This is a genomic window from Williamsia sp. Y721, assembly GCF_059683565.1.
Map to the genome: position 1 here is coordinate 557,340 of NZ_JCASNH010000004.1, position 25,352 is coordinate 582,691.

23 protein-coding genes and 1 pseudogene are annotated in these 25,352 nt (G+C 64.1%); 13 read left to right on the plus strand and 11 right to left on the minus strand.

Annotation, left to right across the window (positions count from 1 at the left end; genetic code table 11):
- Positions 1-66: 66 nt before the first annotated feature.
- The gene (locus tag AC56PL_RS22130; protein WP_495517959.1) at positions 67-1,068 is read left to right on the plus strand and encodes a diiron oxygenase; all 1,002 of its coding nucleotides are present in this window, start codon (positions 67-69) and stop codon (positions 1,066-1,068) included.
- Positions 1,069-1,072: 4 nt separating this feature from the next.
- Positions 1,073-2,623: an FAD-dependent oxidoreductase gene (locus tag AC56PL_RS22135; RefSeq protein ID WP_497155158.1), complete on the plus strand. Its 1,551-nt coding sequence runs from the start codon at positions 1,073-1,075 to the stop codon at positions 2,621-2,623.
- 67 nt (positions 2,624-2,690) lie between these two features.
- On the opposite strand, the gene greA is transcribed toward AC56PL_RS22135, so the two are convergent.
- The 4 genes from greA to AC56PL_RS22155 form a co-directional block, all read right to left on the minus strand.
- The gene (gene greA / locus AC56PL_RS22140) at positions 2,691-3,185 is read right to left on the minus strand and encodes a transcription elongation factor GreA (protein WP_495517957.1); all 495 of its coding nucleotides are present in this window, start codon (positions 3,183-3,185) and stop codon (positions 2,691-2,693) included.
- 97 nt (positions 3,186-3,282) lie between these two features.
- Positions 3,283-4,056, minus strand: a complete 774-nt coding sequence (locus AC56PL_RS22145; protein ID WP_497155159.1) for a queuosine precursor transporter — start codon at positions 4,054-4,056, stop codon at positions 3,283-3,285.
- 19 nt (positions 4,057-4,075) lie between these two features.
- The gene (locus AC56PL_RS22150; RefSeq protein WP_497155160.1) at positions 4,076-4,768 is read right to left on the minus strand and encodes an LppP/LprE family lipoprotein; all 693 of its coding nucleotides are present in this window, start codon (positions 4,766-4,768) and stop codon (positions 4,076-4,078) included.
- 170 nt (positions 4,769-4,938) lie between these two features.
- A complete protein-coding gene (locus tag AC56PL_RS22155) occupies positions 4,939-5,367 on the minus strand; it encodes a DUF4307 domain-containing protein (RefSeq protein WP_495517954.1) in 429 nt (142 codons plus the stop codon).
- A 129-nt stretch (positions 5,368-5,496) separates the two neighbouring features.
- On the opposite strand from AC56PL_RS22155, the gene mca reads away from it, so the two are divergent.
- The 3 genes and pseudogenes from mca to AC56PL_RS22170 all read left to right on the plus strand — a co-directional run bounded on the left by mca (position 5,497) and on the right by AC56PL_RS22170 (position 8,607).
- The gene (gene mca / locus AC56PL_RS22160) at positions 5,497-6,363 is read left to right on the plus strand and encodes a mycothiol conjugate amidase Mca (protein ID WP_495518405.1); all 867 of its coding nucleotides are present in this window, start codon (positions 5,497-5,499) and stop codon (positions 6,361-6,363) included.
- A pseudogene (locus tag AC56PL_RS22165) lies at positions 6,360-6,581 on the plus strand (hypothetical protein); the annotation flags it as partial. The gene mca and the pseudogene AC56PL_RS22165, both read left to right, overlap by 4 nt.
- The gene (locus AC56PL_RS22170) at positions 6,568-8,607 is read left to right on the plus strand and encodes a thioredoxin domain-containing protein (RefSeq protein WP_497155161.1); all 2,040 of its coding nucleotides are present in this window, start codon (positions 6,568-6,570) and stop codon (positions 8,605-8,607) included. The pseudogene AC56PL_RS22165 and the gene AC56PL_RS22170, both read left to right, overlap by 14 nt.
- Before the next feature lie 20 nt (positions 8,608-8,627).
- On the opposite strand, the gene rocD is transcribed toward AC56PL_RS22170, so the two are convergent.
- Positions 8,628-9,863 carry an ornithine--oxo-acid transaminase gene (gene rocD, locus AC56PL_RS22175; RefSeq protein ID WP_497155162.1) on the minus strand — a complete coding sequence of 412 codons (1,236 nt, stop codon included), beginning with the start codon at positions 9,861-9,863 and terminating at the stop codon, positions 8,628-8,630.
- Positions 9,860-10,717 carry a dimethylargininase gene (gene ddaH / locus AC56PL_RS22180; RefSeq protein WP_497155163.1) on the minus strand — a complete coding sequence of 286 codons (858 nt, stop codon included), beginning with the start codon at positions 10,715-10,717 and terminating at the stop codon, positions 9,860-9,862. The genes rocD and ddaH overlap by 4 nt, the downstream gene beginning before the upstream one ends.
- A gap of 124 nt (positions 10,718-10,841) precedes the next feature.
- On the opposite strand from ddaH, the gene AC56PL_RS22185 reads away from it, so the two are divergent.
- Positions 10,842-11,288 carry an Lrp/AsnC family transcriptional regulator gene (locus tag AC56PL_RS22185; RefSeq protein WP_482138247.1) on the plus strand — a complete coding sequence of 149 codons (447 nt, stop codon included), beginning with the start codon at positions 10,842-10,844 and terminating at the stop codon, positions 11,286-11,288.
- Between the two features lie 273 nt (positions 11,289-11,561).
- Positions 11,562-12,662: a 3-deoxy-7-phosphoheptulonate synthase gene (locus tag AC56PL_RS22190; RefSeq protein ID WP_497155164.1), complete on the plus strand. Its 1,101-nt coding sequence runs from the start codon at positions 11,562-11,564 to the stop codon at positions 12,660-12,662.
- Here the strand turns inward: AC56PL_RS22190 and trhA are convergent.
- Positions 12,655-13,281, minus strand: a complete 627-nt coding sequence (trhA, locus tag AC56PL_RS22195) for a PAQR family membrane homeostasis protein TrhA (RefSeq protein ID WP_497155311.1) — start codon at positions 13,279-13,281, stop codon at positions 12,655-12,657. The genes AC56PL_RS22190 and trhA overlap by 8 nt on opposite strands.
- 103 nt (positions 13,282-13,384) lie before the next feature.
- Between trhA and AC56PL_RS22200 the strand changes: the two genes are divergently transcribed.
- Positions 13,385-14,167 carry an isoprenyl transferase gene (locus tag AC56PL_RS22200; RefSeq protein ID WP_482138251.1) on the plus strand — a complete coding sequence of 261 codons (783 nt, stop codon included), beginning with the start codon at positions 13,385-13,387 and terminating at the stop codon, positions 14,165-14,167.
- A 31-nt stretch (positions 14,168-14,198) separates the two neighbouring features.
- Here the strand turns inward: AC56PL_RS22200 and coaA are convergent, their stop codons facing one another.
- Positions 14,199-15,131, minus strand: a complete 933-nt coding sequence (gene coaA / locus AC56PL_RS22205; protein ID WP_482138252.1) for a type I pantothenate kinase — start codon at positions 15,129-15,131, stop codon at positions 14,199-14,201.
- Between the two features lie 97 nt (positions 15,132-15,228).
- Here coaA and AC56PL_RS22210 point away from each other — a divergent pair, with 97 nt between their 5' ends.
- The 4 genes from AC56PL_RS22210 to phoH2 all read left to right on the plus strand — a co-directional run bounded on the left by AC56PL_RS22210 (position 15,229) and on the right by phoH2 (position 20,542).
- Positions 15,229-16,437: a DUF885 domain-containing protein gene (locus tag AC56PL_RS22210; protein WP_497155165.1), complete on the plus strand. Its 1,209-nt coding sequence runs from the start codon at positions 15,229-15,231 to the stop codon at positions 16,435-16,437.
- A gap of 122 nt (positions 16,438-16,559) precedes the next feature.
- Positions 16,560-17,858 (plus strand): serine hydroxymethyltransferase, encoded by a 1,299-nt coding sequence (gene glyA / locus AC56PL_RS22215; protein ID WP_495517948.1) that lies wholly within the window; start codon positions 16,560-16,562, stop codon positions 17,856-17,858.
- Positions 17,859-17,988: 130 nt separating this feature from the next.
- On the plus strand, positions 17,989-18,852 hold the full coding sequence (locus AC56PL_RS22220) for an acyl-ACP desaturase (protein WP_497155166.1): 864 nt from the start codon (positions 17,989-17,991) through the stop codon (positions 18,850-18,852).
- A gap of 382 nt (positions 18,853-19,234) precedes the next feature.
- Positions 19,235-20,542: an RNA 5'-3' helicase PhoH2 gene (gene phoH2, locus AC56PL_RS22225; RefSeq protein WP_495517946.1), complete on the plus strand. Its 1,308-nt coding sequence runs from the start codon at positions 19,235-19,237 to the stop codon at positions 20,540-20,542.
- 179 nt (positions 20,543-20,721) lie between these two features.
- Here the strand turns inward: phoH2 and AC56PL_RS22230 are convergent, their stop codons facing one another.
- Complete coding sequence (locus AC56PL_RS22230; protein ID WP_497155167.1) at positions 20,722-22,305, minus strand: serine/threonine-protein kinase; 1,584 nt, start codon at positions 22,303-22,305, stop codon at positions 20,722-20,724.
- Between the two features lie 134 nt (positions 22,306-22,439).
- On the opposite strand from AC56PL_RS22230, the gene AC56PL_RS22235 reads away from it, so the two are divergent.
- Complete coding sequence (locus AC56PL_RS22235) at positions 22,440-23,120, plus strand: L,D-transpeptidase family protein (protein WP_497155168.1); 681 nt, start codon at positions 22,440-22,442, stop codon at positions 23,118-23,120.
- Between the two features lie 64 nt (positions 23,121-23,184).
- Here the strand turns inward: AC56PL_RS22235 and AC56PL_RS22240 are convergent, their stop codons facing one another.
- Both AC56PL_RS22240 and AC56PL_RS22245 read right to left on the minus strand, forming a co-directional pair.
- The gene (locus AC56PL_RS22240; RefSeq protein WP_495517944.1) at positions 23,185-23,865 is read right to left on the minus strand and encodes a PIG-L family deacetylase; all 681 of its coding nucleotides are present in this window, start codon (positions 23,863-23,865) and stop codon (positions 23,185-23,187) included.
- 84 nt (positions 23,866-23,949) lie between these two features.
- Positions 23,950-25,350, minus strand: coding sequence for an aspartate ammonia-lyase (locus tag AC56PL_RS22245; RefSeq protein WP_495517943.1), 1,401 nt, complete (start codon positions 25,348-25,350; stop codon positions 23,950-23,952).
- Between the last annotated feature and the right edge of the window lie 2 nt (positions 25,351-25,352).

Below are 25,352 nucleotides of genomic sequence, written 5' to 3' on the forward strand. Positions count from 1 at the left end.
TGGACGTTGACAAGTTCGCGTCGGCCTTCTAGCGTCATGTGAACATGTTGCAGCGAGGAGGCGCAGATGACTGAAGCGTTGAAGTATGTCCCAGAGCACGCCAAGGTGGCCACCGGCGACAACTACGACCAGGTTCTCGATGATCTGTCCAGCGCATCGGTGCACCGCAACTTCGATCCGTACATCGACATCGACTGGGACGCGCCGCACATGGCGGTCGTCGACAACGACCCCCGGTGGGTGCTGTCCAGGGACGTCGACCCGATCGGCCGGCACCCCTGGTACCAGAATCTCCCGCTCGACAAGCAGATCAAGATCGGCATGTGGCGGCAGGCGAACGTTGCCAAGGTCGGTCTGCAATTCGAGTCGATCCTCATCCGTGGACTGATGCAGTACAGCTTCAAGCTGCCCAATGGTGCGCGCGAGTTCCGGTACACCACGCATGAGTCCAAAGAAGAGTGCAACCACACCCTGATGTTTCAGGAGTTCGTGAATCGCACCGGCGTCGATGTACCCGGCGCGAAGCTCGGATACCGGATGATCTCCCCGCTGGTGCCGCTCGCGTCCACGATCTTCCCGAGCCTGTTCTTCTTCGGTGTACTCGGCGGCGAAGAGCCGATCGACCATATCCAGAAAGACTTCCTGCGCAACCGGGATGAGATGCACCCGACCATGATGGCCGTGATGCAGCTGCATGTCGCCGAAGAGGCGCGGCACATCTCCTTTGCCCATCACCTGCTGCGCGAGACGGTTCCGAAGAAGAACTTCTTCCAGCGGTTCCTGCTGTCGCTGATGTTCCCGATCATCATGCGTGTGCTCTGTGGTGCGATCGTGGTGCCGCCCAAGGCTTTCCAGAAGGACTTCGATGTTCCCGATGAGGTCATGAAGGAACTGTTCTGGAAGTCGGATACCTCGAAGGAGTTCCTGCACAACGTCTTCGGTGACGTCCGCATGTTGGGGCAGCAGTGTGGTCTGATGAATCCTTTCTCGCGATTCCTGTGGAAGATCCTGGGTATCGGCGGACGTCCGTCGCGGTTCCGTAGCGAACCCGCCTACTCGGTAGCGTAAGTCCGTGCCGCACGTTGTCACCCAGGCGTGTTGTGCCGACGCCTCCTGCGTCTACGCCTGCCCGGTCAATTGCATCCATCCCACGCCGGACGAGCCCGATTTCCTGACCTCGGAGATGCTGTACATCGATCCCGCGACCTGTGTCGATTGTGGAGCCTGCGTCAGCGCCTGCCCGGTCGGGGCGATCGTCCCCGGCCATCGGATCGAACCGCAGGACGAGCGTTACCTCGAGATCAACGCCGCACACTACGACGCCGTGTCGCCGGTCCCGGTACGATTCCCGGTCGACGAAAAGCTGCGCTTGCCCTTGGCGCCCATCAAGAAGCCCAAGCCGATCGACGTACCGGGCGGCGGCGACATCCGGGTGGCGATCGTGGGGTCGGGACCGTCTGCGATGTATGCGGCCGATGAGTTGCTGCGGTATCCGGGCGTTCACGTCACGATGTACGAACGCCTCGGCAAGCCCTTCGGTCTGGCCCGCTATGGCGTTGCGCCCGATCACCTTTCGACCCGCAAGGTGATGTCGCTGTTCGACGAGATGGCTCGTAACGATCGCCTCGACATCATGCTCAACTGTGAGGTCGGCCGCGATGTCGCGCTCGACGATCTGCGCCGTGATTTCCATGGCGTGATCTATGCCGGTGGCGCGAAAACCGATCGACGATTACACATTCCTGGCATCGGCCTGGAGAACGTGACCAGCGCAACCGAATTCGTCGGTTGGTACAACGGGCATCCGGACTTCGCCGATCGCGTTTTCGATCTCTCGCATCGGCGGGTGGTCGTCATCGGCAACGGCAACGTGGCACTCGATGTCGCGCGGATCCTGACCACTGATCCCGAAGCGCTTGCGTCGACCTCGATTTCGCCGACGGCGTTGTCCGCCCTGCGGAACTCGAAGGTCGAAGAGGTGCTTGTCGTTGCGCGCCGCGGTGCGGCCGACGCCGCGTTCACGCTGCCGGAACTGGTCGGGCTGGCCGACCGCGGGGCCAACGTGACGGTCGATCCCGAACTTCTGACGTCCTTCGGTTCACCCGATGACCACACCGTCGCGGCCAAACTCGACCTCCTGGCCGAATTGTCGCGGCGCACACCACGATCGGGACCTGTGATCAGGTTCGCTTTCTTGCGGTCACCGCAGGAGATCATCGCAGATGCGGACGGATCGGCCGCGGGCGTCACATTCGGGATCAATCGACTCGATCCCCGTGAGGATTTGTCACCGAGGGGTGGGATCGAGCCGACAGGGGAGAGTGAGACGGTCGAAGCCGGCCTGGTGCTGACCTCGATCGGCTACAAGGGCGTCGAGGTGCCCGGGTTGCCCTTCGACAGCGAACGCGGTGTCATCCCCAATGATCAGGGACGCGTGATCGAGAACGGCATGCCGATGACCGGCGTCTACGTCACCGGTTGGATCAAACGTGGCCCGTCGGGCTTCATCGGTACGAACAAGTCCGATTCGGCGGAGACGGTCGCGCAGCTGCGGGCCGATCTGGAGGCAGGACTGTTGTCGGTGCCGGTCACGCCGAAGCGTCGGCGCCTGTTGTCGCGCTGATACGAACACAAAAATGAGCCCTCAACGGTGAGCGTGTAGCTCGCCGTGAGGGCTCATTTTTGTTTGTTCAGTTGTGGTACGGCTCCGCGCTGACGAGCGTCACCGAAACGGTGGCGCCGCTGGGCACGGTGTACTTGCGGGTATCGCCGACCTTGGCGTCGATGAGCGAGCCGCCCAGCGGCGACTTCGGTGAGTACACCTCGAGCTTGTCCTCCGACGATCCCTGCTCGCGCGTGGCGATCAGGAAGGTCTCGGTATCGGACTCGTCGCCGTTGTAGTACACCTTGACGACGGAACCCGGCAGAGCCACACCGGACTGCGTGGGTGTCTCGCCGACCTTGGCGGTGTTGAGTAGCTCCTGGAGCTGCCGGATGCGGGCCTCTTGCTGGCCCTGCTCGTCACGGGCAGCGTGGTAGCCACCGTTCTCCTTGAGGTCTCCCTCTTCGCGACGCTCGTTGATCTCGGCGGCAATCACCGGACGGTTCGCGATGAGCGCGTCGAGCTCCTCTTTGAGCCGATCATGGGACTCCTGGGTAAGCCAGGTCACCTCGGTGTCGGTCATGCTCGATCACTCCCTCTCGTTAAATGCAGCAACACGGCCCCTCTCGGAACCGTGTATCAGCCAAGAGTAGCAGGTCACATGTACGGATCTCGAACTCCTAGGAAATTATGCCCCCTTGGGCAAGGTTGGATCGGTAGGTTGGTTCGCGGTTCTTGAGCCAGCGGATGGCCGCGTAGGTCAGCGGCATGATTGCGATCTCGACCAGGGTCTTCCAGATGAAGCCGATGAGCGCGTAATTCAAGAAGTCGGACCACGTCGAGATGCCCAGTGCGGTGGCCGCGATCGCGCAAAAAACCAGCGTGTCGAAGAACTCACCCACCACGGTGGAGCCGAGGAGCCGGGCCCATAGGTGTTTCTCACCGGACCGCGCTTTCATCTTCACCAGGACCCAGGAGTTGAGGAACTCGCCGACGACATAACCGGCCAGGCCGGCTGCCAGGAACTGGGGGATCACGCCGGCGACGGTCTCGAAGGATTCCTGACCGTCGTAGAAGTCGGCGGCAGGCAGCTTGATGGTCAGCCAGAAGCAGAAGGACGCGATCAGCAGGACAAAGAAGCCGGCGAGAATGGTGCGTCGCATCGCGCGAAAGCCGTAGACCTCGCTGATCACGTCGCCGAGGACGTAGGCGAGGGGAAAGAGGTAGAAGGCGCCGTCGGTGACCAGGCCGTCCATGGACAGCGGGCCGAGGTCGAAGTGGAGATCGGAGAACAGCACCACAGCTTTGGTGCCAGTGATGTTGCTGATCATCATCACGCCGACGAAGAGGGCGACGAGCAACGGGTAATACGGACTTGCGATGGTGGCAAACGCCGGACTCGTTCCCTTGGCGGTGAGCGAGTCCGGCTGCCCAGACCTATGTGTGGATGTCATGGGTGCCGATTATGGGCGATCAGCATCCATTCGGTGTCAACGCCCCGGGGAGTTCGCCGATTCTCTCCACTCCGGAACCGGTCCAGCGGTAGCTGACGGCGACCTGTCCCTGCGGGTCGGCGTTGGGTTCGTCGCCGACGATGTAGCGGTAGGTGACGTACACCTCGTTGTCGTCGGAGCCGGTGACGGTCTGGTACGAGAGGTTGCAGGCAGAGCCGACGGAGACGCCGTCGTAGAAAAATGCCAGCTGGTAGGGCGACGACACGGTGCCACCATCTGTTTCCAGGGCCACGTACGTGAATCCCGAGCAGCTGAAGTCGGACTCCGCGGCCACCCAACGGCCACCGGGTACCGGCGGGGCGATCTGGTCGATCGCCGAGTCGATGATCGCGGCGGTATCAGCCGGATCGCACGAGTTGTCCGGACCGGGGTTGCCGCCCGGATCGTTCGGATCGGTGATGTCGGCAGGCGGCGCGGTGATGGTTGCGCCCTGCCCGGCCGGCTCCGTCGTTCCGGGCGTCTCCGTGACGGTCGATGTCGAAAACGCCGATGAGGCCGACCTGCCGTCGCCGGAGTTGCTGTCAGAGTTCGAGTCGTCGGAGTTCGAGCACCCGGAGATACCGGCAATCAGTACCGCAGCCGCACACCCGGCCATCCACGTGCGGGCCGACGACCTGGTTGCCGAAACAGGGTTGTCCACAGTCTTTTTCATCGATTGATCCTTTGGTTGCCGACCCACTTGCTCCGTCGTGACAGGCGGCGAAAAAGTTAGTCACAGGAAGGCATCGAATTTCCGACGTCGAGAGTGTGCGCAGGTGAACCGGCCCGAGGGACCATCGGTGATGTCGGTCGACTGAACGACCCGTGGCCGGGTGGTTCAGGTCAGGGTGCGACCAGATACTCCGGGACCGTCGTGCTGCATCCGTAGACCTCGCCGACCACGGGGGCTGCCGAGGTGTTGACGACCTCGGACGTCGAGTATCGGGATTCGGTGGACGCCGGGATGTAGACCTCACGGCGGCCGGTCTCACTGCCGTCCAGGGATCGGGCACGCAAGATGCAGGTGGCCGGAACGCCGGGATCCTTGCGGGTAACTGTGAACTTCACCTCAACACTGGTGTCGTTCAGGATCTCGTAGCCGGCGGCTTCTCCGGAGATGTCGGGGTCGGAAAAGTTGTTGTAGCCAACCCACGCGATGAGCACGCCGAGGGCGATGACCAGGGCAGTCAGGCCTATCGACCACACGCGGCGAGAGCGTGGTGAGCGGTCGGTGGGGTAGCGCCCCGGCGGTGGTGTGCGAGGGCTTGTCATGTGTTCATACCTACCATGGAGGTGAAACCGGGTCCCGGTGCGCCATGGCCGGTGCCGACGGTGGGAGTATTGAACCCGAATATCGGGCTGTTGTGAAGGTGAGGAAATCGCGTGGTTGGACTACGACTGATGGCGGTGCACGCGCACCCCGACGACGAGTCCAGTAAAGGCGCGGCCACGATGGCCAAATACGCCGCCGAAGGACACGACGTTCTGGTGGTCACCCTGACCGGCGGTGAACGCGGCGACATCCTCAATCCCGCGATGGATCTGCCGGGCATCGTCGAGCGCCTGCCGGAGGTTCGTCGAGAAGAGATGGCCAAGGCAGCGGCCGCGCTCGGTGTCCGCCAGCAATGGTTGGGCTTCGTCGACTCGGGTCTGCCCGAGGGCGATCCGAAACCGCCGGTTCCCGAGGGTTCGTTCGCGGCCATCCCGCTGGAGATCCCCACCGAGGCGCTGGTCAAGGTGATCCGCGAGTTCAAGCCACACGTGATGATCACCTACGACGAGCACGGTGGCTATCCGCATCCCGACCACATCCGCGACCATGAGGTGTCGATGGCCGCCTACGAGGCCGCTGCCGATCCCGAACAGTTCCCCGACGCCGGAGAGCCCTGGGCGGTGTCGAAGATCTACTACACCCACGGATTCATTCGCGATCGGATGATCCTGTTCTCCGACGAGTACGAGAAGATCGGCAAAGAGAGTCCCTTCGCCGAGTGGTTGTCCAATTGGGATCCCGAGCGCGGGAACACGATGGGCCGGGTCACCACTCAGGTGACCTGTGGCGACTACTTCCCGAAGCGCGATGAGGCGCTGCTGGCCCACGCCACGCAGATCGATCCCAACGGAATCTTCTTCGCGGTCCCGATGGACTGGCAGCAACGACTCTGGCCCACCGAAGAGTTCGAGCTGGCCAAGACCCGCGTCAAGACCGCGATTCCCGAGACCGATCTGTTTGCCGGAATCACCGCTGATGAGGAGGTTGTGGGATGAACATGACCTATGCCGCAGCGCAGTTGACCGACGTACTCGCCGCCCCCGAAGGCCCCGAGTTCGGCAAGGCATCCCCGCTGGGATTGCTGGTGGTCGTTCTGTTGCTGGTGGGAACAGTTTTCTTGATCTGGTCGATGAACCGGCACCTCAAGAAACTGCCGAAGAAGTTCGACTGGGACCATCCTGAAGACGATCAGGCCGCCGATGACGGGACCGATGGTGACCCGAGGCAGCAACAGTCTCGCTGAGGCGACAAGCCCCTATCTGCGCCAGCACGCCGACAATCCGGTGCACTGGCAGCAGTGGAGCGCCGACGCCCTGGACTGGGCGCGCGAGCGCGACGTGCCGATCCTGTTGTCGGTCGGCTACGCGGCCTGCCATTGGTGCCACGTCATGGCGCACGAGTCGTTCGAGGACCAGACCACCGCAACGGTGATGAACCGCCACTTCGTGTGCATCAAAGTCGACCGCGAAGAGCGGCCCGACATCGACGCCATCTACATGAATGCCACGGTCGCGATGACCGGCCAGGGCGGGTGGCCGATGACCTGTTTCCTGACGCCGGATGGTGAACCCTTCTACTGCGGCACCTACTTCCCGTCGGTACCGCGGCACGGTCTGCCGTCGTTTGTGCAACTCCTCGACGCGATCACCGAGACCTGGAACTCCAAACGGGACGAGGTCCACCGGGTGGGGGCCGCTGTCGCCGAGCAACTCGCGGCAAACGCTGCCGGCCTGCCGGATCCGGAACTCGCCCTCGACAATCAACTACTCGCATACGCCGTGACCAAGGTCCTCGAGGACGAGGATCGCGACTACGGCGGATTCGGTGGCGCCCCGAAGTTTCCGCCGTCGGCGTTACTCGAAGGACTGATCCGCGAATCAGAACGCACCGGCGACCCGAGAGGTCTCGAGACGGCGGACCGCACCGCGTCGGTGATGGCCCGCGGGGGTATTTACGATCAGCTCGCCGGTGGTTTCGCCCGGTACGCGGTGGACCAGGACTGGGTGGTCCCGCATTTCGAGAAGATGCTCTACGACAATGCCCAACTCCTGCGGGTATATTCGCACCTGGCGCGCATCACCTCAGATCCGTTGGCGCAGAAGGTCACCGAGGAAACTATCGGGTTTCTGGAACGCGACCTCAAGGTGATGGGCGGATTCGCCTCAGCTCTCGATGCCGACACCGACGGTCGTGAAGGCTTGACATATGTGTGGACGCCGCAGGAATTGGTCGATGTACTCGGGGACGAAGACGGGAAGTGGGCAGCGCAGCTGTTCACCGTGACCGCGGCGGGCACCTTCGAAGAAGGTGCGTCGACGTTGCAACTACGTGCGGACCCCGACGACATCGGCCGGTTCGAGTCTGTGCGGGCGCGGTTGTCGGTTGCCCGGGCGTTGCGACCGCAACCGGGGATCGATGGCAAGGTGGTGACCGGCTGGAATGCCATGGCCATCACCGCACTTGCCGAAGCCGGCGCCGGACTCGAACGTCCCGATTGGATCGATCTGGCCACCTGGTGCGCCGGGGAACTGCTCGCACGTCATCAGCCTGATGGACGGCTGCGGCGGTCCTCACTCGATGGTGTGGCCGGTGCGCCACTGGCGATGCTCGACGATCACGCCGCACTGGTCACCGCGCTACTGGCGCTCTATCAGGTGACCGGAGAACAGGATTGGCGAGATCGTGGACTCGATCTCCTCGATCGCACGATTGATCTTTTTGCAGACCCGGAGGTGTCCGGGTCGTGGTACGACGCCGGATCGGACGCCGACGCGTTGCTGACACGGCCGCGGGATCCGATCGACGGGGCAACACCGGCGGGCACCTCGTTGGTGGCCGAGGCGCTGCTGACCGCCGCGCCGCTGGCACCGATCGATCGCGCCCCGCGCAGTGCCGATGCCTACATGGCACTTGCGGACGACACCCTGGCCCGGGGGTCTGTGCTGCTGGCGAAGCTGCCGCGGTCGGCGGGGCATTGGCTGGCCGTCGCGTCCGCTCGTCTGGCCGGACCACTTCAGATCGCGGTGTCGCAGCCCGACGTCGACTCCACCGGACTGCTCACCCAGGCGCGCGTGCGAGCGCCTGGCGGAGCCATCGTGGTCGGTGGCGTCGTCGATTCTCAGCCGCTACTGGCCGGACGGCCCCCGGTGAACGGGGAAGCAGCCGCCTATGTCTGCCGTGGATCGGTGTGTGGGCTCCCGGTCACCACCGCCGAAGGACTTGCAGCGCAACTGGCCTGACCCCGACGAGTGGGCGGGGATCAGGCGTGTAGAACCGCTGCGAACTGATCCATCGCCCAATCGATTTCGTCGATCGTGATGACAATCGGTGGCGCAAATCGCAGGGTGCTGCCGTGGGTGTCCTTCGCCAGCACACCGCGCTCGGCCAGTTTCTTGCAGAGATCCTTGCCCGTGCCCAGTGCCGGATCGACATCGACGCCTGCCCACAGGCCGAGCCCCCGGACCGCGATGACACCGCCTGGGATCATCGCCCGTAGCCGGTCGTGCAGATGTACGCCGAGCGTGGCCGCACGATCCTGCCAGTAGCCGGTGCCCAACATGTGCACCACCGTCGAACCGACCGCGGCAGCAAGCGGATTGCCGCCGAAGGTCGAGCCGTGCTCGCCGGGATGAAGTACCCCGAGGATGTCGCTGTCGCCGACCACGGCCGACACCGGCAGTACACCCCCGCCCAGGGCCTTGCCCAGTGTGTAGAGGTCGGGGACCACGCCCCAATGGTCACAGGCGAAGGTGGTTCCGGTTCTGCCGAGACCGGATTGGATCTCATCGCAGATCATCAAAATATTTGCGGTGGTGCAGAGTTCACGAACATCGGCGAGGTAGCCGTCCGGTGGGACGATGATGCCGGCCTCACCCTGGATCGGTTCGATCAGTACCGCAACGGTGGTGTCGTCGACGGCGGCGGCCATAGCCGCGGCGTCACCGAATGGAACAATGCGGAATCCGGGTGTGAACGGACCGAAACCGGTGCGGGCGATCTCGTCGTCCGAGAAACTCACGATGGTGGTGGTCCGGCCGTGAAAATTGCCCGCCGCCACCACAATCGAGGCCTGGCCTGTTTGCACACCCTTGACCTCGGTACCCCACTTGCGGGCCACCTTGATGGCCGATTCCACCGCTTCGGCACCGGTGTTCATCGGCAGCACCATCTCCTTGCCGCAGAGTGCGGCCAGATCCCGGCAGAAAGGGCCGAGACGGTCGGAGTGAAAAGCCCTGCTGGTCAGCGTGAGACGGCCGAGTTGGTCAGTGGCGGCGGCGATGATCTCCCGATTGCGATGGCCGAAGTTGATCGCCGAATACCCGGCCAGGCAATCGAGGTAGCGGCGGCCTTCGACATCGGTGATCCAGGCGCCCTCCGCGGTGGCCGCGACAACGGGGAGCGGTGAATAGTTGTGTGCGGCAAATTCGTCGACCAGGGTGATGTGTTCGGCTGAGGAGATGATCGGATCGAGGGAATGGGTGATGTCGATGGTCATGGCTCGACCCCGTCTCTTCGTAGCTCGAGTGTGCAGCATTTGACGCCGCCGCCGCCCTTGAGCAATTCGGAAAGGTCCACCCCGATCGGATTGAACCCGGCTGCGGTCAGGAGTGCTGCCAGATGTGGTGCGGCGTCGGTCATCACGACATTGAGACCGTCGGAGACCAGGTTCAGTCCTAGCACTGCGGCGTCGGCGTCGTCCGCCGCTATCGCGGTGGGGTAGAGATCTGTGAGGAGGCGGTGTGCGCTCTCGGAGAACGCGGCGGGGTAATACGTGATGGTGTCGGCATCGAGCGCACCGAGTGCGGTGTCGAGGTGGTAGTACCTCGGATCCACGAGTTCGAGGCTGATCACCGGGAGTCCGGTGAGGTGCTGCACCTGCTGGTGGGTGGTGCGGTCCGTCCGAAAACCGGTGCCCGCCAGGATGCGATCGCCGACCACCAGGAAATCGCCTTCGCCCTCGTTGATTCCGGAGACCGTCCGTACCGGCCCCAGGCCGGATTTGTTCATCCAGGCCGCATAGGCGGCGGCCTCGGGTTTGCGCTGTGGATGGCGGAACTCGGCCGCGATCGCGACGCCGCCTGCGATCAGTCCTCCGTTGGCCGCGTAGACCATGTCGGGTAGCCCCGGAACCGGGGGTATTTCTGAAACAGAATGTCCCAGTTGGATATACGTCTGGCGGAGCGTGTTCCACTGTTGGTAGGCCCGTGCGGTGTCGACGGCCACGTTCGGGTCCATCCACGGGTTGATCTGGTAGGTGACCTCGAAGTGGACCGGCGAGGTCATCGCGTACCTACGCGGTGAGGCGACTCGATCGGTTCTGGTGGCGTGCGCGAACTCGGTGAGGGTCACTCATTGATCGTAGGAAGCCCCTGTGACGCAATCAATCTGCGTGCGTTGTGTTGAGGCCAACTATCTATTGCGCAATCTGGCACAATGGAAAGATCTGTTGCGTGAAGCGAAAGAGGGGTGGCCGGTGGCTGAGCTGGACGAGATCGACGAGGCGATTTTGGGCGCTCTGACTCGTGATGCACGGCAAACCTATGCGCAGATCGGGGAGTGCGTGCGGCTGTCGGCCCCGGCTGTGAAGCGGCGGGTGGATCGTCTCGTGTCGTCGGGTGTGATCCGCGGATTCACCGTCGTCACCGATCCGGCGGCGCTCCAATGGACCACGGAGGCGTACGTCCAGGTGTTCTGCCGGGGCACCATCGCCCCGGACATCCTCGCCAAATCGTGGGAACACATCTCCGAAGTGGTCAGCGCTGCCACGGTCACCGGTCCGGCCGACGCGATCCTGCGGGTGGTCGCGCGCGATGTCCAGCACCTGGAGGTGGCCCTCGAACGGATCCGGGCCGCCGAGACCGTCGATCACTCCGAGAGCATCATCGTGCTGTCCAGGGTGATCGATCGAGGTCATCCCTGAGGGAGTCATCGGGCCGGAGCAGTCCTGCGGTGGACAGGCGTTTTGGGTGGCAGGTGAGCGCCGTGCTACGTTGGCCGACGTGAACATCATTTGTGCTGGTGCCTATTGGCGCTTTATCGAGGCTCCGGGTGGAGCCGCCGATACTGCGCTGTACTAAACGCGCGCCAACACCCGGAGCCCCGAGCAGTGACCACCATGGTCGCTGCTTTTTTCTTTGTCAGGGCACCGGTTACATGAGTGCAGGTGCTCGCCGAAATCAGGAAGGCACGCATCATGAGTAGCGAAACCACCACCCCGCAGGCCGAGCAGGCGACCTTGGTCGGACCCGAGACGTCCGACCGTCGTATCCGCGCCTTCCGCGAGATCCCGTCACCGAACACCGTGCGGGCCGAACTGCCGTTGACCGATCGCCGCGCCGCCGTCGTGCAGCGCGATCGCGATGAGATTGCCGACATCCTTGCCGGACGCGACGACCGCCTGCTCGTCATCGTCGGACCGTGTTCGGTTCATGACACCGTTGCCGCGCTGGACTACGCACGTCGCCTCGCGTCGCTGGCCGTCGAGCACGCCGACCGGCTCAAGATCGTGATGCGGGTGTACTTCGAAAAGCCTCGCACCACCGTCGGTTGGAAGGGCCTGATCAACGACCCGGGCATGGATGGTTCGTTCGACGTCGAGCGCGGTCTGCGTACCGCCCGCGCGTTGCTCCTCGACATCATCGACCTCGGTCTGCCCGTCGGCTGCGAGTTCCTCGAGCCGACGAGTCCGCAGTACATCGCCGACGCTGTCGCATGGGGCGCGATCGGCGCCCGGACCACCGAGTCGCAGGTGCACCGCCAGCTCGCGTCGGGTCTGTCGATGCCGATCGGCTTCAAGAACGGAACGGACGGCAACATCCAGGTTGCCGTCGACGGAGTGAAAGCTGCTGCCGCCGAGCACGTCTTCTTCGGTGTCGATGACTTCGGCCGGGGCGCGATCGTCGAGACCGCGGGCAACGAGGACTGCCACGTCATCCTGCGAGGCGGTACAGCGGGACCGAACTTCGCCGTCGACTCGATCACCGCCACGCTCGCTGCACTGGCCAAGGCCGGACTGCCGGAACTGGTCATGGTCGACTGCTCGCACGCCAACTCGGGCAAGGACCACATCCAGCAGGCCGTGGTCGCCACCGACATCGCAGAGATGATCGTCGGCGGTCAGCACGGTATCAGCGGCGTGATGTTGGAGAGCTTCCTTGTCGCGGGTGCGCAGTCGCCGGACGCCGAGGTGCTGACCTACGGCCAGTCGGTCACCGACAAGTGCATGGACTGGGATGCCACGGTTGCTGTGGTGCAGACACTTTCGGCAGCCAAGGCCCCGACCGCCGCTATCTGAACAGCACCAGCCACACCGCGACGTAGTGGACCAGCGCCGCAATGACGGTGCAGGCGTGGAAGAACTCGTGGTGGCCGAAGGTGCTCGGCCACGGGTTGGGCCACTGCGTCGCGTAGAGGACACCACCGACGGTGTAGAAGAATCCGCCGACGGCCAGGAGTACCAGCACGGTGACACCCACCGAGTCGATGAGCGTCGGTGCGACGGCAATGATCGTCCAGCCAAGGATGATGTAAAGCGTCACACCGAGCCAGCGCGGTGAGCTGGGCCAGAGCATTTTGAGGGTGACCCCGGCCAGTGCCCCGGCCCACACGATGATCAACACCACCGTCTGGGTGGGCGGCTCCAGCCCGATCACGCAGAACGGTGTGTAGCTGCCCGCGATGAAGATGAAAATCATCGAATGGTCGGCCCGCTTCATCCACATCTTGGCGGCGTCGGTGGTCCAGTTCACCCGGTGGTAGGTGGCGCTGACCCCGAAGACCCCGCAGACCGTCAGTGCGTAGATACCGCAGGCCAAGGCGGCCATCGGGCCCACCATCGCCCACGCGACGGCGACGAGCACGATCCCGGTGACGATGGCGGTGAAGCCGGCGTACAGGTGAATCCAACCCCGCATGCGGGGCTGCAATTCGGCGAGTCGTGCGAGTTCGGAGGAGACCACAATCTACGGTAGCCCAGGTAAGCATCGACCGATCTCCACGCCGCGTAAGGTGTACCCAGTGAAGCTGATTCCCGACGCCATGCGTGGACCCATGTACCGGGTCTACGAGCGTCGGCTCACCCACTATCTCGATCCGGAACGTATACCTCGTCACATCGCGATCATCTGTGATGGCAACCGTCGATGGGCACGTGAGGCCGGGTTCGAGAACGTCAATCATGGGCATCGGGTCGGTGCGCAGAAGATCGCCGAAGTTCTCACCTGGTGCAGTGAGCTCGACATCTCGACGGTCACCATCTACCTGCTCTCGACCGAGAACCTCAGTCGCGACACCGAAGAACTCGGCGCGCTGATGCAGATCGTCCCGGACATCGTGGAGGAGATCTCCGCGCCCGGTCAGCCGTGGCGCGTGAAAGTGGTTGGCGCGCTTGATCAACTGCCGGTCGAGGTGTCGAGTCGGCTGAAGGCCGCCGAACAGCAGACCGCAAGCCGGGTCGGCCCGACCGTGAACGTGGCGGTGGGCTATGGGGGTCGCCAGGAGATCGTGGACTCGGTGCGTTCGCTGCTCACCGACCGGATCGCGGCCGGCGATACCCCTGAAGAGTTGGTCGATGCGGTCACCGTGGACGCCATCGACCAGAATCTCTACACCCGCGGCCAGCCTGATCCCGACCTGGTGATCAGAACATCTGGTGAACAACGCCTTTCGGGCTTTCTGCTCTGGCAGAGCGCGTACTCCGAGATCTGGTTCACCGACGCCTATTGGCCGGCGTTCCGTCGCGTCGACTTCCTGCGTGCGCTCCGTGACTACGGTGCCCGCAGCCGCCGATTCGGTAAGTGAGCGCCGGGGTTCCGACAGAACCCCGTTGTCCTCAGATCTTGCGTAGACGCACCCGATTGATCGCGTGATTGGCGTCCTTGCGAAGCACCAACGTCGCCCGGGGACGCGTCGGCAGGATGTTCTCCACCAGATTCGGCCGGTTGATGCCGTTCCAGATGTCGCGGGCCGCCAGTGTCGCCTGATCATCGGTCAGTGACGAGTAGTGGTGAAAGTGTGAGTTCGGATCGGCGAAGGCCGTGGTCCGCATGGCCAGGAACCGCGTGATGTACCAGTCCTCGATGTCTTCGATCCTGGCGTCGACATAGATCGAGAAGTCGAAGAGGTCCGACACCATCAGCCGGGCTCCGGTCTGGAGCACGTTGAGTCCCTCGACGATGAGGATATCGGGTTGGCGCACATGGTGTTTGGTGCCGCGGACAATGTCGTAGGAAACATGCGAATACACCGGAGCCGAGACATCGCGGGCACCCGACTTCACCTCGGTCACGAATCGCAGCAGGGCCCGGCGGTCATAGGACTCGGGGAAACCCTTGCGGTGCATGATTCCGCGGCGCTCCAACTCCGCGGTGGGGTAGAGGAATCCGTCCGTGGTGATCAGGTCGACGGTGGGGTGGGATTCCCAGCGGGCGAGTAGCGCCTGCAACACGCGGGCGGTGGTCGACTTTCCCACCGCCACGCTGCCTGCGACACCGATGATGAACGGCACCTGTCGCTCGGGTTTGCGTTCGCCGAGGAAGGTGGCCGTCGCGGCGAACAGGCGTTGCCGGGCAGCAACCTGCAGGTGGATCAGACGAGAGAGCGGCAGGTAGACATCCGCGACCTCGGTGAGGTCGATCTGTTCGCCGAGGCCGCGCAATTCGCGCAGCTCACTCTCGGTCAGCACCATCGGCATCGATTGGCGCAGATCTCGCCACTGGCGGCGATCGAGTTCGATATACGGACTCGGCTCGGTTATCCGTGACATGTCAACTTTCGATCCGTGGGACCCGCGGCATGGAGTCATCCTTGCGAATGCATCCGAGGGCAACAACTCCGGGGTCACTTCGGTAGCGTTTGACCCCATGCACAACGAAGCGATCACGTCGCGGTATCTGCGGCTGGGCCTGGCATTTGATCGTCTCGAAGAGGGTTTCGTCGACGCGTTCACCGGTGATCCGGCATTGCGACGAGAGGTCGAGAACGCCCCGGCACCCGATCCGAGAGACCTTGCCCATCAGGCGGCTTCGCTGCGCGATGAACTCCCTGGCGCCGGATTGGGTGAGATACGCACCGAGTTCGTCGATTCGGCGCTGCGGGCACTCGAATGTTCGGCGCGAAAGTTCGCAGGCGATGACATCGGGTTCGTCGAGGAAGTCCGCAACTATTTCGACGTCGACATCACGATGGGTGATCCGGACACCTATCGCCGCGCCCACACCGAACTGGATGAGTTGCTGCCCGGCACCGGTGATCTCGCAGAGCGCTACGCCGCGCACAAACGGGCCGAGGAGATCCCGCAGGACCGGGTCGCCGAGGTGGTGTCGGCGTTCAGCGGCGCACTGCGGGAACGGGTGCGGGGCACCTACGCGCTGCCAGAGTCGGAGATCGTCGACTTCGAGGTGGTCAGCGACAAGCCGTGGTCCGGCTTCAACTACTACCTGGGCGACTACCGGTCCAAGGTTGCGATCAATGGTGATCTCACCCAGCACATGTCGTCGCTGCCGCACCTCATCGCACATGAGGCGTATCCGGGTCACCACACCGAACACTGCCGAAAAGAGCAATTGCTGGTCGGTTCCGGTCAGGTCGAGCAGTCGATCTTCCTGGTGAACACCCCGCAATGCCTGATGGCAGAAGGTCTCGCCGACCATGCGCTGAGCGCCGCGATCGGGTCCGAGTGGGGCCTGTGGGCGCAGGACATCTACGCCGACCTCGGATTGCGGTTCGACGGTGAGCGCGCCAATGCCATCGGCAGGGCCACCGCTGGATTGCTCGGCGTGCGACAGGACGCGGCATTGCTACTGCACGACCGCGGCGCCGATCAGGACACCGTTGCGACGTATTTGCAGACCTGGCTACTCGCCACCGACGAACGGGCCCGGCAGATGCTGCGTTTCCTGTCGTCACCGTTGTGGCGGGCGTACATCAGCACCTACGTCGAGGGGTACCGCCTGCTGCAGGAGTGGTTGGACGTCGCGCCTGCGGCGGATCGGCTGGTGCGCTTCGGCCGGCTGCTCGACGAGCCGCTGACACCGGGGCGTCTGCGGGCGGAGTTGGCTACCGGGGTGTAGCCGAGTTCGCGCGGAAAAGCAGCACGGAGGGCGGCGAATAATAGGGCATGTAATCGGTGTCCGCCCGGTCTCTTACACTGAACGTGCCGATTCGCCCGCGCAGCAGCGTCTGAAGGAGACAAATGACCGACGTCAACACCGCATCCCTGGCTGAGCTAGACCCGGATGTGGCGGCCGCGATGAACGGCGAGCTGACCCGTCAGCGCGATACGCTGGAGATGATCGCGTCGGAGAACTTCGTCCCGCGCGCGGTGCTGCAGGCCCAGGGCAGTGTGCTGACCAACAAATACGCTGAGGGCTACCCCGGACGCCGCTATTACGGTGGCTGCGAATACGTCGACGTCATCGAGGACATCGCCCGCAATCGGGCGAAAGAGCTGTTCGGTGCGGAGTTCGCCAACGTGCAGCCCCATGCCGGTGCGCAGGCCAACGCTGCGGTCCTGGCCGCGCTGATGGAGCCCGGCGAGACCTTGCTCGGCCTCGACCTGGCCCACGGTGGTCACCTGACGCACGGCATGCGCCTGAACTTCTCCGGAAAGCTCTACGAGAACGCGTTCTACGGCGTGAGCAAAGAAGACTTCCGCATCGACATGGACGAGGTGCGCAAGGTCGCCCTCGACACCAAGCCGAAGGTGATCGTCGCCGGCTGGTCGGCGTATCCGCGGACCCTGGATTTCGCGGCCTTCCGATCCATCGCCGACGAGGTCGGTGCGCACCTGTGGGTCGATATGGCCCACTTCGCCGGACTCGTCGCCGCCGGACTGCATCCGTCGCCGGTTCCGTACGCAGATGTTGTGTCGTCGACGGTCCACAAGACCCTCGGTGGTCCTCGTTCGGGCATCATCCTGGCCAAGAAGGAGTGGGCCAAGAAGCTCAACTCCGCAGTGTTCCCCGGCCAGCAGGGTGGCCCGCTGATGCACGTCATCGCAGCCAAGGCCGTGGCGCTCAAGATCGCAGGCACCGAGGAGTTCAAGGAGCGCCAGCAGCGCACCCTCGACGGTTCCCGCATCCTGGCCGAGCGCCTGAACGGTGAGGACGTCGCCAAGGCCGGTGTGTCGGTCCTGACCGGCGGCACCGACGTGCACCTGGTGTTGGTCGACTTGCGTAACAGCAACCTCGACGGCCAGCAGGGCGAAGACCTGCTCCATCAGGTCGGCATCACCGTCAACCGCAATGCGGTGCCGTTCGACCCGCGTCCGCCGATGGTGACCTCCGGCCTCCGGATCGGTACGCCCGCGTTGGCCACTCGCGGCTTCGGTGAAGAGCAGTTCCGTGAGGTTGCCGACATCATCGGCACCGCACTGGCTGCCGGCCAGGGCGCGGATGTCTCTGCGCTGCGGGCCCGCGTCTCGCAGCTCGCACTCGACTTCCCGCTGTACGAGGGACTCGAGGACTGGGGCCTGCTCAGCACCCACCGCTGAGCCCCCGCCCGACAGCACAACCGAACCCACCTCTTCCGGTCGAACCACAGTTGGTTTTGACCGAAATTGGTGGGTTCGGTGTTCGGGCGATTGGTTTCGCATATCGCGGGTCGACCTCTAGGCTGTCTGGGTGAATGATTTGACCCAGGACGAACTGCTCTACGCCTTGGAAAAGGCGATTCCGGAAATCATGGAAGAGCACAACGCAGCGGCAGTGGCATGGAACCCGCACGATTTCGTGCCGTGGGCCGAGGGCAAGAACTTCGCGTTCTTGGGTGGCGAGGACTTCGATCCCAACCAGCCGTCCCCGCTGCCTGCCGATGTGGTCAAAGCGGTGCTGGCTTTGCTTCTCACCAAGGACAACATGCCGTCCTACCACCGTTTGATGGCGCAGAAGGCGTCCATCTTCGGTGCGTGGCAGCAGGTCATCGGAACCTGGACCGCCGAAGACAATCGTCATGCGATCGCGCTGCGCGACTACCTCGTGGTGTCGCGGCTGATGGATCCGGAAGCTGCCGAGACCCTGCGGCTGCACCACATGACCAAGGGCAAATTGCAGACGCCCGCGTCGGTGACCGACTACGAGATCCTCGACGTGTTGGCACTGCTCGCGGTGCATGAGCTGCAGTGTGTGTCGTTCGGCGAGAAGCTCCTCGAGGCGTCCGACAGTGACGTCCTGAAGGGGATCGTCGAGAAGATCGTGCATGACGACCGCGTTCAGGCGAAGACTTTCACCAACTTCCTCAACGCCGGCGTCGATGCCAATGTGACCGAACTGATCAAGTCGGTTGACCGTGCACTGACCGAGCTCGAACTGATCGGTGCCGACATCAACGACTTCGGTGACCTCGAGCCCATCGCACCGTTCAACGCCGATGCCGTGAAGTTCGTCGCGACCGCTCTGGTCGACGATCTCAAGCTGCAGTCTCTCGATGGTCTCGACGAGACCAGCGAGGCCGCACGTCAGCGTGTCCTGGCCGCCGCCGGCCGGTAAGTACGCGGTTCATCTGGTTTCACCAAACCCCGCTCTGCACGCAGCCACAGCTGCGGTGGAGCGGGGTTTTTGGGTTCTCGGGCGGTGGTGCCCGGGGTGGGCGAGGCGCAGAATCTCGACTGATCCGCCAGCGGAACAGTTAACCGATTATTCACGGACACGGGGTGCCTCCACCGCGCCGACACGCCGGGTTGGGCGTACTTTGACGTTTGACGGGCCGCGGGGAAGCGGTTCGTCCGGGAGGTTCGATCGTTGACTTGCTTATGTGAGTACGAGGGGACCGGCCCCGGTCCTCGTGACAGCTGCACCTAGCCGCTGAAACCAGAACCGGACCGGCCGCAACACACGTCTGAGTGGTGCCACCCAGACCGAGGAGCCCTTCGTGACCGCACGCGACGCCCGTACGTATGTCATCGATACTTCCGTGCTGTTGTCCGACCCTTGGGCGGCAACACGTTTCGCTGAGAACCATGTGATTCTTCCGCTGGTTGTCATCAGTGAATTGGAAGGCAAACGCCACCACCACGAACTGGGCTGGTTCGCTCGCGAAGCATTGCGCATGCTCGACGATCTGCGGCTGGAGTTCGGGCGCCTCGATCAACCGATCCCCATCGGCACTGTCGGTGGCACCATGCAGGTCGAGCTCAACCACACCGATCCGGCGGTCCTGCCTGCCGGGTTCCGCACGGACAGCAACGATTCCCGAATCCTGGCCTGCGCCTTGAATCTGCGGGCCGAGGGCAGAGATGTTGTCCTGGTGTCCAAGGACACCCCACTGCGTGTCAAGGCCGGCGCGGTGGGCCTGGCCGCCGACGAATACCACGCTCAGGATGTGGTGGCCTCGGGCTGGAACGGGATGACCGAGGTCGACGTCGATTCGTCAGTGATCGACACGTTGTTCGCCGAAGGTGTGGTCGACCTCGACACCGCACGGGATCTGCCCTGCCACACCGGGATCCGTTTGCTCGGCAACAACTCCAGCGCGCTGGGACGGGTGAACCCGCAGAAGCAGGTGCAGTTGGTGCGCGGTGATCGCGAGGTGTTCGGGTTGCGTGGGCGCAGCGCCGAACAACGGGTGGCGCTGGATCTTCTCCTCGACGACAGTGTCGGTATCGTCTCGATGGGTGGCAAAGCGGGTACCGGCAAGTCCGCGTTGGCCTTGTGTGCCGGCCTCGAAGCGGTGCTCGAACGGCGTACCCAGCGCAAGGTTGTCGTGTTCCGGCCCCTCTATGCCGTTGGCGGACAAAACCTCGGCTATCTGCCTGGCAGCGAGTCGGAGAAGATGGGACCGTGGGCGCAAGCGGTGTTCGACACTCTCGAAGGGCTGGCATCCACCGAGGTGATCGAAGAGGTTCTCAGCCGCGGCATGCTCGAAGTGCTTCCCCTGACCCATATTCGGGGTCGCTCACTCCATGATTCGTTTGTGATCGTCGACGAGGCGCAGTCGTTGGAGCGCAACGTGTTGCTGACGGTGCTGTCCCGCCTCGGATCGGGTTCGCGGGTGGTGCTCACCCACGACGTCGCCCAGCGCGACAATCTGCGGGTCGGCAGGCATGACGGTGTCGCTGCGGTGATCGAAAAGCTCAAGGGCCACCCGCTTTTCGCGCATGTGACGTTGACCCGCAGTGAGCGGTCGCCGATTGCGGCGCTGGTCACCGAGATGCTGGAGGAATTCGCGCCGGGAGCGTAGCGAGCGGGCGAAGTCAGGCGCAGCGCGCCGGGAGCGTAGCGAGCGGGCGAAGTCAGGCGCAGCGCCGGGAGCGTAGCGAGCGGGCCGTGTCGTCTATCTGTTTTCGCGCTGTCCGCTGGTGGTAGTTGGTGGGCAGCGCGAAAACGGTTGGGGTGTAGGGCCTTACAGGCCGGTGAGGCTCAGCAATCGTTCCGCTTGACGTTGGTATCCGGGTCGCTCGCGGTGTCGAGGAGTTTGCCGTACCGGTTGGCGGGGTAGTCGGACAATGCGTTGCATAGTGCCGATTTACCTTGCCCGACAACAACATAGGCGGCATAGATGAGCTTGCCGTTGTCATCATTGGGGCGCAGGGACGGGCACGACTGATCGGTGCGCAGGTACTGCGCGCCGGGATTGTTGTCGAGAGCTCGCGCGATCTCGTCTCGGTATGTCCTGGGGTTGGTGGCGTTGGCGACCACAATGATCGCGGTGCCGTCGCACGCGGGTGTGCTGATCGGCACCGAGAGTCCGAGATCGGCGGCGTTGGTCGGGGTCACCGTCTCGGCGGTCGCCGAGACATCGGTCGGCGGGGTCTGCTGTGTCGGCGGGACCTGCGCGGTGGCCGTGACGGTCTCGGTTGTGGTGTTCGCGGTGGCTGCGGCGGTGCCTGCCGCATCGGTGTTGTCGTCGGGCCAGAACACGGCTGTGGCAATCACTGCCAGGGCGAGTACGACGATGGCTGCGATGCCGCCGACGATCCAGGGTGTCCGGGTACGGGAACCACTGGGCGGCGGCGGATGGTGCGGTGGTTGCGGGGCAGGCGGCGCGGCCGTGTAGTGCTGCGTGGGTGGGGGAGTGCGAGAGCTGGAGGCCTGCCGTTCGGGTTCCTGTGGTGGTCCGGTCTGGGTGCGCGGTGCGACCGAGGGCAACCCCAGGAGCGTAGGCGCCTGGTGTGAGGCGTGTGGGTCGGGTGCAGACGTCTCGACGGGCGGCGCGTCCGGCAGGTTCAGTGCGGCCGCCAGTTCGTGGGCGAACTGCCCGCAGGTGGGATAGCGGTCCGCGGGCGCAGGGGCCAGGGCCCGGTCGATGACCGGCGCGACACCGGCCGGGAGCTCGCGGCCGGATCCGGGAGGAGCGCCGGTGAGCAACGCGACCGCGGTACATCCGAGGGCGTAGACGTCGGCGCGTGCGTCCACCGGTAGGCCACGGAGTTGTTCGGGCGCGGAGTAGGCGACTGTGCCGACCGATACCCCGGTGGTGGTCAGGTCGCCGACATCTGCCAGTGAACGGGCGATGCCGAAGTCGGTGAGCATGACCCGGTGCGGTGTTGCGTCGGTGAGCATGATGTTGCCGGGTTTGACGTCGCGGTGCAGCAGCCCTTGGCCGTGGGCGTAGTCGAGTGCCGCGGACACCTCGGTGATGATCTGCAGGCAAAGCGTCGGGCGGACGCCGGTCGGGTAGATGGCCAGGAGTTCGGCACCGTCGGTGCCCGGAACGTAGTCCTGGCTGATCCACAGTTGACCCATGTACTCGCCACGGTCGTGTACTGCCACGATGTTCGGATGCCAGAGCTTTGCCGACAGATCGGCCTCGCGCACGAACCTGCGCCGGTAGTTCTCGTCGGACGCGGCACTGGATCCGGGCAGGGAGGCGGGCAGGATCTTGAGGGCATCCGACCGTGGCAGCCGGGGATGCTTAGCCAGATACACCTCACCCATGCCACCGGCGCCCAGTAGGCGCTCGATTGTGTAACCGGCAAAAATGGTGCCCACGGCAAGCGGCATGAATACCCTCGAACTCTCTTCATCGGTGCCGGCCCCGGGAGCGGAGTGCGCGTCGGGTCGGCAGTGACCAGATTAGTGCAGTCCCGTGATCGCACCGATACGTGCTTTGGCTTACGAGTTGGCATAATCAGCAGGTGCTGAAGTTGTCAAAGAGGTTGATGGGGCCAGTGGTGTCACTGGCTACCGCGTGTGTGGTTGTCTCCGCAATGGTGGTGCCCTCATCGGCACAGGCCGATGAGGTGTACACCCCGGAGTCGTTCCCGCTGTCGACCCAGATGATCAAGGTGACCTCGGAATCCATCTACGACACCGTCGCCACGCTGACCGCCTGGGAACGGGACGAAGCCGGTACGTGGATCCAGGTCGTCGAACCGACCCGGGCCGATCTCGGCGCCGAAGGCATCGGCATCCCTCGTGACAGCGTGTGGCGGACGCCTATGGGTATTTTCGCCCTGGACCAGGCCTTCGGTAACCAACCCGATCCCGGCACCAAGATGCCGTACTTCCAGGCAGATGAGCAGGATTGGTGGGACGCCCTTCCCGGATCACCCACCTACAACACGCACGTTCGGCAGGTCGAGAATCCCGGCGGTGACAGCGAGAACATCCTCGCCACCGGAGAGGTCTACGACTACGTCGTCAACATCGCCCACAATCCGCAGCGGGTCGACGGTTACGCGTCCGGGATCTTCCTGCACGTCACCAACGAAGAGCCCACGTGGGGCTGCGTTGCGATCGATCGTGACGTGATGAAGCAGATCGTCCAGTGGCTCGACCCGGCCCGTCAGCCGATCATCGATATCGGCCTGGCCTGACCCACCCCGATGATGTGCCCTTATGGCGAACGTTTCCCCAGGTGGGGGCCGCCAAAAGGGCACATCATCGGGTTCTGCGTTTGAGTTCGAAGGTGACCGCGTGGCGCTCGTCGAAGTCTTCGCGGGCGGCGGTGGCCATTTCGGTCTGGGCCCGGGCCTGGTTGATCACCGGAGTGACCGGGTCGAGGGTCGCGAGGTAGGCCTCATGTGCGGCCAGTGACCTCACCGCGGTCTCGATCGCTTCGCTGTCGACCTCTTCGGCGTGGGTGGCATCGGGGCTCCCCTCGAAAAGCCACCGCGGTTTGGTACCCAGACTGTCGTAGGTCTGCAAGACTGCGGCAGCAAATTCCCGGTGGTCGCGTTGGTTGGGCATCCCCGGCCCCCACTGCGGGCCGCCGTACATCGACACGATGACCTCGGGTCCCACCCGGGTGATCACTTCGGCGATTCGAAGGCGCAGATCGGGATCGTTGGTGATGGCGGAGTCGGGGAAGTCCCAGAACTCGATCGCCTGAGCACCGACGATCTGGGCAGATTCTCGTTGCTCGGCCTCGCGGACCGGGCCGGCCTGCTGCGGTGGCATGCCCTCGATTCCGGCCTCGCCACGGGAAGCGAGCGCGTAGAAAACGCTCTTACCCGCACTGGTCCACTTGGCGACCGCCGCCGCGACCCCGTACTCGGGATCATCCGGATGCGGCACGAGCACCAACGCGGTATGCCAGTCGGTGGGAAACGGAATCAGCACAACCGACCGTAACCGAAGATGTGCCCTTTTGGCGAGCAAAAGCCCAGGTCAGCCTCGCCGAAAGGGCACAACATCGGGGTGGGGTCAGCGTTCGCGATCCAGGTTGGCCATCTTGAGGACATCGAGACGTTCGTCGAGCTCGGCCTCGGAGAGCTTGTCGCCGATCAGGCCGCGGTCGATCACGGTCTGCCGGATCGTCTTCTTCTCCTTTAGGGCCGCCTTGGCCACCGCGGCGGCCTCCTCGTAGCCGATCGCGCTGTTGAGCGGGGTCACGATCGACGGCGACGACTCGGCAAGTTCCTTGAGACGGTCCTCGTTGGCGACCAGTCCGGCGATGCAGCGATCGGCGAACAACCGCGACACGTTGGCCAGCAGCTTGAGCGACTCGAGGACGTTGCGGGCCATCATCGGGATGTAGACGTTCAGCTCGAACGCGCCATTGCCGCCACCCCAGGTGACGGCGGCGTCGTTGCCGATGACCTGCGCGGCGACCTGGGTGACCGCCTCCGGCAGCACCGGGTTGACCTTGCCGGGCATGATCGAGCTGCCGGGCTGCAGATCGGGGAGCCGGAGTTCGCCGAGACCGGTGAGCGGGCCCGAACCCATCCACCGGACATCGTTGGCGATCTTGGTGAGCGAGACCGCCACCGTCTTCAAGGCGCCCGACAGTTCGACGAGTCCATCGCGGGCGGCCTGCGCCTCGAAGTTGTCCTTGGCCAGGGCCAGTTCGTCCACGCCGGTGAGCTTGACCAGCTCGGCGACGACCTTGGTGCCGAATCCGGCAGGTGCGTTGAGGCCGGTGCCGACAGCGGTGCCGCCGATGGGCAATTCACCGACGCGAGGCAGGGTCGCGGTGACCCGCTCGACACCGGCCTCGATCTGGCGGGCATACCCGCCGAACTCTTGACCGAGGGTGACCGGCACCGCGTCCATCAGATGGGTGCGGCCGGACTTGACCACGGTGCGCCACTGGGTTGCCTTCTCCGCCAACGATTTCTGCAGATGCTGCAGGGCCGGGATGAGATCGGTGACAGCAGCCTCGGTGGCGGCGACGTGCGTCGCGGTGGGGAAGGTGTCATTCGACGACTGCGACATGTTGACGTGGTCGTTCGGGTGGACCTCGACTCCGGCCGCCTTGGCGATTGACGCGATGACCTCGTTGGCGTTCATGTTCGAGCTCGTGCCCGAACCGGTCTGGAACACATCGATCGGGAACTGGTCGTCGTGGCGACCGTCGGCGATTTCCTTGGCGGCGGCCACAATCGCGTCGGCCTTTTCCGCGTCGAGGAGACCGAGATCTTTGTTGACCTGTGCGCAGGCGGCCTTGAGCAGGCCCATCGCACGGATCTGAGTCCGTTCCAACGGACGGTGGCTGATCGGGAAGTTCTCCACCGCGCGCTGGGTTTGCGCACGCCAGAGTGCGTCGGCCGGAACCCGGACCTCACCCATGGTGTCGTGCTCGATGCGATAGGCCTGCTCAGTCATGT

Coding starts and splice junctions, on each gene's coding strand:
- AC56PL_RS22130 (WP_495517959.1), top strand. CDS start 67: ATGACTGAAGCGTTGAAGTATGTCCCAGAGCACGCCAAGGTGGCCACC.
- greA (WP_495517957.1), bottom strand. CDS start 3,185: ATGACCGACACCGAGGTGACCTGGCTTACCCAGGAGTCCCATGATCGG.
- AC56PL_RS22145 (WP_497155159.1), bottom strand. CDS start 4,056: ATGACATCCACACATAGGTCTGGGCAGCCGGACTCGCTCACCGCCAAG.
- AC56PL_RS22150 (WP_497155160.1), bottom strand. CDS start 4,768: ATGAAAAAGACTGTGGACAACCCTGTTTCGGCAACCAGGTCGTCGGCC.
- AC56PL_RS22155 (WP_495517954.1), bottom strand. CDS start 5,367: ATGACAAGCCCTCGCACACCACCGCCGGGGCGCTACCCCACCGACCGC.
- mca (WP_495518405.1), top strand. CDS start 5,497: ATGGCGGTGCACGCGCACCCCGACGACGAGTCCAGTAAAGGCGCGGCC.
- AC56PL_RS22170 (WP_497155161.1), top strand. CDS start 6,568: ATGACGGGACCGATGGTGACCCGAGGCAGCAACAGTCTCGCTGAGGCG.
- rocD (WP_497155162.1), bottom strand. CDS start 9,863: ATGACCATCGACATCACCCATTCCCTCGATCCGATCATCTCCTCAGCC.
- AC56PL_RS22190 (WP_497155164.1), top strand. CDS start 11,562: ATGAGTAGCGAAACCACCACCCCGCAGGCCGAGCAGGCGACCTTGGTC.
- trhA (WP_497155311.1), bottom strand. CDS start 13,281: ATGCGGGGTTGGATTCACCTGTACGCCGGCTTCACCGCCATCGTCACC.
- coaA (WP_482138252.1), bottom strand. CDS start 15,131: ATGTCACGGATAACCGAGCCGAGTCCGTATATCGAACTCGATCGCCGC.
- AC56PL_RS22210 (WP_497155165.1), top strand. CDS start 15,229: ATGCACAACGAAGCGATCACGTCGCGGTATCTGCGGCTGGGCCTGGCA.
- glyA (WP_495517948.1), top strand. CDS start 16,560: ATGACCGACGTCAACACCGCATCCCTGGCTGAGCTAGACCCGGATGTG.
- AC56PL_RS22230 (WP_497155167.1), bottom strand. CDS start 22,305: ATGCCGCTTGCCGTGGGCACCATTTTTGCCGGTTACACAATCGAGCGC.
- AC56PL_RS22245 (WP_495517943.1), bottom strand. CDS start 25,350: ATGACTGAGCAGGCCTATCGCATCGAGCACGACACCATGGGTGAGGTC.